The sequence below is a fragment of the Aurantimonas sp. A2-1-M11 genome (genome assembly GCF_036549475.1).
GTDB lineage: Bacteria > Pseudomonadota > Alphaproteobacteria > Rhizobiales > Rhizobiaceae > Aurantimonas.
Genome location: NZ_JAZHLI010000115.1, coordinates 1 through 7,321, shown reverse-complemented (window position 1 = coordinate 7,321; position 7,321 = coordinate 1). Strand labels below are relative to the sequence as shown.

At 65.1% G+C, this 7,321-nt stretch carries 9 protein-coding genes and 1 pseudogene; 4 read left to right on the top strand and 6 right to left on the bottom strand.

Features of this window, described 5'->3' with window-relative positions:
- Positions 1 to 116: 116 nt before the first annotated feature.
- A pseudogene (locus VQ042_RS24095) lies at positions 117 to 338 on the bottom strand (hypothetical protein); the annotation flags it as partial.
- Positions 339 to 926: 588 nt separating this feature from the next.
- Positions 927 to 1,724, bottom strand: a complete 798-nt coding sequence (locus VQ042_RS24090) for a sulfite exporter TauE/SafE family protein (RefSeq protein ID WP_331822812.1) — start codon at positions 1,722 to 1,724, stop codon at positions 927 to 929.
- A gap of 218 nt (positions 1,725 to 1,942) precedes the next feature.
- Here VQ042_RS24090 and VQ042_RS26210 point away from each other — a divergent pair, with 218 nt between their 5' ends.
- The 4 genes from VQ042_RS26210 to VQ042_RS24070 all read left to right on the top strand — a co-directional run bounded on the left by VQ042_RS26210 (position 1,943) and on the right by VQ042_RS24070 (position 3,859).
- Positions 1,943 to 2,317: a hypothetical protein gene (locus tag VQ042_RS26210; RefSeq protein WP_442880216.1), complete on the top strand. Its 375-nt coding sequence runs from the start codon at positions 1,943 to 1,945 to the stop codon at positions 2,315 to 2,317.
- Complete coding sequence (locus tag VQ042_RS24080) at positions 2,314 to 3,189, top strand: ParB/Srx family N-terminal domain-containing protein (protein ID WP_331822811.1); 876 nt, start codon at positions 2,314 to 2,316, stop codon at positions 3,187 to 3,189. The genes VQ042_RS26210 and VQ042_RS24080 overlap by 4 nt, the downstream gene beginning before the upstream one ends.
- Before the next feature lie 11 nt (positions 3,190 to 3,200).
- Positions 3,201 to 3,530, top strand: coding sequence for a DNA methyltransferase (locus VQ042_RS24075; protein ID WP_331822810.1), 330 nt, complete (start codon positions 3,201 to 3,203; stop codon positions 3,528 to 3,530).
- Between the two features lie 107 nt (positions 3,531 to 3,637).
- Positions 3,638 to 3,859: a DUF7220 family protein gene (locus VQ042_RS24070; protein WP_331822809.1), complete on the top strand. Its 222-nt coding sequence runs from the start codon at positions 3,638 to 3,640 to the stop codon at positions 3,857 to 3,859.
- 203 nt (positions 3,860 to 4,062) lie between these two features.
- Here VQ042_RS24070 and bioB read toward each other — a convergent pair whose 3' ends face one another.
- The 4 genes from bioB to VQ042_RS24050 all read right to left on the bottom strand — a co-directional run bounded on the left by bioB (position 4,063) and on the right by VQ042_RS24050 (position 7,111).
- Positions 4,063 to 5,040: a biotin synthase BioB gene (gene bioB / locus VQ042_RS24065; protein WP_331822808.1), complete on the bottom strand. Its 978-nt coding sequence runs from the start codon at positions 5,038 to 5,040 to the stop codon at positions 4,063 to 4,065.
- Between the two features lies 1 nt (position 5,041).
- Complete coding sequence (locus VQ042_RS24060; protein ID WP_331822807.1) at positions 5,042 to 5,593, bottom strand: biotin transporter BioY; 552 nt, start codon at positions 5,591 to 5,593, stop codon at positions 5,042 to 5,044.
- An 81-nt stretch (positions 5,594 to 5,674) separates the two neighbouring features.
- The gene (locus tag VQ042_RS24055; RefSeq protein ID WP_331822806.1) at positions 5,675 to 6,343 is read right to left on the bottom strand and encodes a GntR family transcriptional regulator; all 669 of its coding nucleotides are present in this window, start codon (positions 6,341 to 6,343) and stop codon (positions 5,675 to 5,677) included.
- Positions 6,344 to 6,538: 195 nt separating this feature from the next.
- The gene (locus VQ042_RS24050; RefSeq protein ID WP_331822805.1) at positions 6,539 to 7,111 is read right to left on the bottom strand and encodes a DUF3489 domain-containing protein; all 573 of its coding nucleotides are present in this window, start codon (positions 7,109 to 7,111) and stop codon (positions 6,539 to 6,541) included.
- Positions 7,112 to 7,321 lie beyond the last annotated feature (210 nt).

The window sequence follows — 7,321 nt, the reverse complement described above, 5'->3', positions numbered from 1 at the left end:
TGGACGCCACGAAGGGTACCATGCGGGTAACTTCCGGGAAGAGCCGGGTGCGGGAAAGCCGCATGCCCGGATCTGTGAGGGCGAAGCCGAATAGCCGAGCTACTCGACCACGATCTCAGCTGCCGCTGAATGCCGTAGCCGCACGGTCCAGCCTCGTAGCAGAACCGCAGCGCCGCTCCCGGCTGGGAGAGCTTGCTCGAAAGACGAGTCAATGCCGCAGGCGTATTCGGGATCTGTCCGTGTTCGCGGACTTCTCCGCGTCTGCTCCCGTCCGCCACAGCGACCGAAATCGTCTCTTTGTGAACATCCAAACCGACGTAGATGATATGCTCATTCATGGCCCGTCTCCTATGCATGAGGCTCGGCGCCGGGATATCCAGCGCAACCCTCGATAACCTGCATACTGTGAGACGGGTCGCCCAATCTCAGGCGAACATGTGGTCTACACTGAGCAGCGCATCGATGACGTCCAGGTACTTGCCGAGTTGCCTGTCCGCCCCGGCGCACGCGTGTCCCCGCAGATCCATCTCGATAGCATCCCGGGCGTCTTGCCGGAGCGGCATCGTCGACGTGTCTGGCGAACGAGACCGAGGTGGGGGGCCGGCAGGCCCTAGGATGTCGGCAACCTGGTGGAGTTTGACCGGGGCGACCTCGAGAATGCGACGGCGGCGCGCAACGCGGTCCGGTTGCAGCGCTTCAGCTTGTGCGCCGTCGGCGCGCCGACACGCAATTCGGTCATTGCGGCCGACATGAAAGCGAGCACATCATCGCGGGAGCCGTCCAATAGGGCGCCGAGCATGGGCTGCTTTTCGCGCAGAACATAGGCCACAATCTCTCACAAATGGCAGCGGAAGTGCCCTCAGGGAAAGGCGCCAAGAGCGATCCTGCGAGGCCAGGACGCCGGCCAATGGGCGACTCCCGCTTCGCTATAGAAAATGATTCGCCCGGAAAATTGTGACCAGATCAGAAAAAAAAAGATGCCGCGCCGCCCTGAGCAGGATCAGCCCCCCAACGATTAATAGCGCGCCTGAGATCGCGTGGCCCAGCATAGCGCGAGGCATCTTGTGAGCGAGTTGGGCCCCCGCGAGGGTGCCGATGCTCAGTCCCACGGCAAGCAGCAGGCCGAGCATCAGGTCCGGTTCGCCGAAGGCTATGTTGCCAGCGGTGGCCAGAACAGCGATTGGGAGTTGGATGGCCTGACCGAGGCCGATGGCGGTGAGCACGGGGATCCTCAGCCAAGTCAGGATCGGCACCAGCACGACGGGTCCGCCTGTTCCGGTCACCGCCGAAGCGTAGCCGGTGACGGCACCGACGGCGGCGAGAGCGGGCTTGGATAGGCTTTGGGCTTTTGCTCCGGCAGCAAAGGGCGGCCGCAGAGCCGCGAGCCCAGACAGCAGAGCCAGCGCGCCGATGAAAAGTTCAAGCAACAACGGGTCGGCCAGTTGGATGAACCGTGCGCCGATCAGGGCGGCGGGCATGGCACCCGCCCACAGCCAGACGGTCATGTCCCAACGGATCGACTTGTGGCGCGCATAGACGGCCGTTCCGACCAAGCCGGTGAACAGATAGCCCATTATAGCACCGGCGATGGCGGTCTGGATTGGAATGCCGACTACATAGACAAGCGCAGGCACCACAACAACGCCGCCGATCCCGATACACCCGATCAGGAGACCGGCCGCGAGGCCGATTGTGGCGAGTAGAATGGCAGTGGAGACAAACATGGGAGACGCAAGGTTGTATGGGGGGTTGGCCCGCTCGTAACCCGTGAGGCCAAGCCAAATCAAGTATTCCCCACGGTGGGTTATGCGACCAGCCATAGACAGCTACCGCAGACTTCGCGCGATCGTTGCTCGGGAACCCTCGGCCCGTAAGCGCGCCATTCCATCTCGCGTTCCAGCCACCCAGCAGAGAACCTCGCCTGCAAAGTGCAGCGTTGTAGATGGATCAGTTCGTTACGCAGTCGCTGGCGGATGCATCCGTGATCATGCCTTTTTACAATCCGGCGCTCCAGCGCCTGTTCGCCGGCGACCGCCTTGAGCTCGCGGGCCTGCTTGCGCAGCGTCTCACCTCGCCGCTGGTCGCGGCACGCGCCGTTTGCCGGCAAGCCGCTTCTTGCCGGCTTCCAGGAACTTCTTCGACCAAATGTAAAAGAGGCTTCGGCGATCTACTCGCGCCGGCACAGCGCTGCAATGCTGTCGTCGCCGCGCAAACCTACACCGTTGCTAGCCGCTGGACCCCGTGTGGCGTCCGGCGCGGCATCCGGAGTCCGGAAGCCACCGGCATCCACCTGAACATCGGAAACCACCCACCATGACGCTGAGCTTCGCCCCGGACGCGATCGAGACGTGGCCGCTGTCGCGCCTCCAACCCTACGCGAAGTACGCGAAGGCGCACGGGCTCGACCAGGTGGCGAAGATCGCCGCCAGCATGGCCAAGTTTGGCTGGACCGTGCCCTGCCTCGTGGGGGAGGACGGCGAGCTGATCGCGGGACACGGGCGCGTGCTGGCCGCGACAAAGCTGGGGCTGACCGAGGCGCCGGTGATCGTGCTGGGTCATCTGACGGAGGCGCAGCGCCGTGCCTACCGGATTGCCGACAACAAGCTGACCGAACTCGGCACGTGGGACGAGGCGCTGCTGTCGGCGGAACTGAACGACCTGCTCGCCGAAGATTTCGACCTGTCGTTGGTCGGCTTCTCGGACGGCGAACTCGACAAGCTGCTGGCCTTCGTGCCGGAGGGGGACGGTGAAGAAGGTGGCGCCGGGGGCCCCGCGAAGCCGGTGACCATCCCCGAGCCGCCGCGCAATCCGGCCTCGCGCACGGGCGATCTGTGGATCCTCGGTGAGCACCGGCTGCTTTGCGGGGACTCGACCAGCCAAGACGATGTCCGGCGTCTGATGAATGGCGAGCGCGCGATCCTGTTCGCCACCGACCCGCCGTATCTCGTCGACTACGACGGCTCGAACCATCCGACCCGCAACAAGGACTGGTCCGCCTCCTACGGCAACACCTGGGACGACAGCTCTCAGGGCGCGGAACTCTACGACGGCTTCGTCGCTGCCGCCGTCGCCGAGGCGATCGAGCCGAACGCCGCCTGGTATTGCTGGCACGCCTCGCGCCGCCAGGCGATGCTCGAGGCCTGCTGGGAGAAGGCCGGCGCCTCGTCCACCAGCAGATCATCTGGGTGAAGGACCGCGGCGTGCTGACCCGCTCGCATTACCTCTGGAAACACGAGCCCTGCTTCATGGGCTGGGTGCGGCCGAACCGGCCGCTGAAGGTGGCGGAGGGCACGCTGCCCTCGACGTGGGAGATGCCGAGCTTCCACCGCGACGACCGGCCGGACCATCCGACGCCGAAGCCGCTCGACGCCTTCGGCATCCCGATGCGCCAGCACGTCGCTCGGGGCGGCCTCTGCTACGAGCCGTTCTGCGGCTCCGGTTCGCAGATCATCGCCGGCGAGGCCAACGGCCGCCGCGTCTTCGCGATGGAGATCAGCCCCGCCTATGTCGACGTCGCCGTGGAGCGCTGACAGGGCGAGACCGGCCGCGAGGCGATCCTCGATGGTGACGGCTGGACCTTCGCCGAGGTGAAGGCCGCGCGGCTGAACTTATCAGCGAAGGACGAGGATACAGCCGCATGAAACAGAGCCGGGCCATGTCACTGGTCGAGGCCGTCGCCAACGTGGCGGTCGGCTATTGCGTCGCCGTCGTGACGCAAATTCTGATATTCCCGGTCTTCGGGCTGCACACGACGCTTGCGAAGAACCTAAAGATGGGCGCGGTGTTCACGGTGGTGAGCATCGCGCGGTCCTTTGCCCTGCGCCGGCTGTTCGAGGCGATCCGGGTGGGCAGGGCATAATCAAATCTGATCAATCGCCCGTTGGTTCGTGAAACCGCCATGCGGACCTTCCTGCGGTTCACTGTGGTCGCGATAAGCTTCGCGACCACAGCAGATAGCGAGTCAATGGTATTTGTGTCTTTAGGATATGCTCGGCTCGCATCGAAGAGGACCAGCGCAACAAATTTCATGGTCCGCTGAGGGCTTCGCGCGCCTTAAGGGAGTCAAGTCCGTCCGTCGCCGTCTTGGTGCGGCGCCGCCTTCGCGACGTGCAGACCAAGTCGGTCCAGCAATTCGGCGTCACTGCCGGGCGATGGATTTCCCGTGGTCAGAAGCTGGTCGCCGACGAAGATTGAGTTCGCCCCGGCGAGGAAGCAGAGCGCCTGAAGCTCATCGCTCATTTGCGTCCGCCCAGCGGAAAGGCGCACGACCGAAGCCGGCATCATGATCCGCGCGAGCGCGATCATCCGCACGAGGGCGAAGGAGTCCATCGGCGTGGCGCGGTCCTGCACCGGCACGCCGTCAATCTCGTTCCAAAGGTTGATCGGCACGCTCCCCGGGTGCTCGGGCAGCGTGGCCAGCGTGACGAGCATCGAAATGCGGTCCTCCTCGGCCTCGCCCATGCCCAGGATGCCGCCGCAGCAGACGCTGATACCGCCCTGGCGGACCAGCTCGATCGTGTATAGGCGGTCCTCCATCGTGCGCGTCGTCGCGATCTCCCGGTAGTAGTCCGCCGAGGTGTCGATGTTGTGGTTATAGAAGTCGAGCCCCGCCTCCTTGAACCGCGCCACCTGTTCTGCCGTCAGCATGCCGAGCGTCATGCAGGTTTGGAGCCCCAGTTCGGAGACCCCGCGCACCATGTCACAGAGCTTGTCCATATCGCGGTCCTTAGGGCTGCGCCACGCGGCGCCCATACAGAACCGTTGCGCCCCGGCCTCCTTCGCACGCTGTGCGGCCTTGAGCACCTCGTCCACGCCCATCAGCTTGGTGGCCTTCACACCGGTCTTGTAGTGTGACGACTGCGAGCAGTAGCCACAATCCTCCGGGCAGCCGCCGGTCTTGATGCTCAGAAGGCTCGCCGTCTCAATCGCGGTCGGGTCAAAATGCTGACGGTGAACGGTCTGCGCGCGGTGCATCAGTTCCGGGAAGGGCAGGTGATGAAGCGCCTGCGCCTCTTCCAGCGTCCAGTCCGTGCGGATCATTTCAGCGTCCCTTCAGTCGAAACACACCGGAGACGAGCGTGGCGGCGAGCGCCACCTTCACGAGATCGCCCAGCAGGAAGGGTGTTAGACCGGCTGCCAATAGCTTGGTTGCGGGGACGAAGGTCGCGAGCCATGCGAGGCCGGCCGCGTAGACGACCGCGAGCGCGGCCAGCATGGCGAGCGTCCGCCCGATCCAGCTGCGACCGGCCGCCAGCCAGCCTGTGAGCCCGGAGGCCACGAGGAACCCCAGAAGATAGCCGCCCGTGGGGCCGGCCATGTAGACCAGCCCGACCCCGCGTTCCGGGGAGTTCGAGAAGACCGGTAGACCCATCGCGCCCGCCCCGAGGTAGGCGACCATGGCCGCCGCGCCGAGACGCGGACCGAGCAGCGCGGCGACGAGGAACACCGTGAGCGTGTGCAGTGTCATAGGCACCGGCCAAAAGGGGATCTGGACCTTTGCGCCAAGGGTGATGATAGCCGCGCCGGAGAGTGCGAGGCCGATCGAGCGCCAAAGAGAGTGGGAGCGTTCAAGGGTGGGAGTGAGTGACGCCATGAGAGGCCCTCCGTCAGCGAGTTTTGTGTTATCTACGAATAGAGGGAGTTTTGTGGACCGTTCAATAGAGATTATAGATAACTACGCCAGAATTTCGTAAGTCTCTATGATGTCCGCACTTTTTGCGGCCGACTTACGCTTCCCGATCCATCCCACGTGACGTGCTAAGGTGGCGCAGGCCAGCTCAGTCTGTCCCTTACGCAGCGCTTCGATGACGCTGCGGTGGTCGTGGTCGGTGCGTGTCTCCCAGTCCCGTCGCCACGCCGCGAAGAGGAAGCGGGCGCTTGCGATGTGCAAGCCGTCGATCGTGCGCAGAAGGCGCGGCATGCGGCAGGGCGAAAGGATCAGCCGGTGGAAGTGCCGGTTCGCCGCCTCCCAGTCGCGAACGTTGTCAGCGGTGTCTCCGCGGCGCGTAACCTCCTCCGCCTCAAGCAGAATTGCCTGCGTCATGTTCGGCGCAGCGTGGCGGAGCGCGAGCGATTCGAGGCTGGAGCGCATCTCGGCGACCTCGCGCAGCTCCGCCAGGTCGAAGTCGGTGACGCGGAATCCGCGGTGGGGCAGTCCCTCGGCCAGGCCCTGTATCTTTAGCTCGAGAAAAGCCTCCCGCACCGGAACGTGACTGGCGCCGAACTCCGCGGCGATGTGGTCCTGCCGCAGTCTGGTGCCGGGAGCGATGTCACCTGAAACGATGCGGTCCGTCAGGATGCGCGCAATCCGTGCAGCCAAGGTCTCTACGGACTTGTCGCTCATGAAATATAGATAACGTCCAGGGATGCTGTTGCCAATCCTGCTGGGGAGCCGTTCGAAGCCTGAGTGTTCGTGCTGCAACCGTGAGAGGCTTGCTCCGGCGCGCGGGCAAGAAAGGCTCGCAGGAGGCGTGGTGCCGGAAAGCGACACCGCCGCCCCAGAGGGACGACGGTCATCAACGTGTCGGGTTCGCTTGCGTCAGGCGGCAGGGAGTTTGTACACGCGCCGCCGGTTCTCGACCTTCTCGGAGGTGACCTCAAGCCCGAGTTTCTTCTTCAGCGCCCCGGCCATCGCGCCGCGCACCGTGTGCGACTGCCAGCCCGTCGCGGCCATGGTCTCCTCGATGGTCGCGCCGTCCGGCGCGCCCATCATGGCGATCAGGGTCGCCTGCTTGGTGCCCTCGCGCGGCGTGCGCGCCTTGGGCGCGGGTTCGGGCTCAACGGGGGTGTCCGGCGCGGGCGCGTCGCTCGGCGCGTCTTTCGCACCCGCAGGCGCGGGGTTCGCGTCCTCGGGCTCGATGCCGATGGCGGCGAGGCCTGCGTCAGTGGCAACCAGCATGACGCCGTGGCCGTCTCCGGTCTCGCGCCAGACAGGCTCGCCTTTGCGCATGTCCGCGTCGACCTCTTCGAGGAAGCCCTTGCTGAGCAGCGCGCCGACCACCTTGGCGGCGGCGCCACCCCGCAGGCTCTCGGGCAGCGGCAGGGCTATGTGCTCGGGCCGCTGTGCGGCGGCGCTCAGGATCAGGGCTTGGGTGTCGGAAAGCTGGGTCATCGTCGTCTCCGTGTCTCCGTATCGGGGCGCGCGGAATGCGGGCCCTTCTACGAGGTCGAGCCCGCCAGTCGGCGGGCCGGACCGGGAGTGGGTCGTCTCATACCGACCAGCTCATGTACTGACCGCTTTGATATAGGGATAGTTGCAGAGGGACCGGATGCGGGCTTGATCTTTGGTGGCGCGGTTCCAGGCATCGCAGCATGCGTCGAT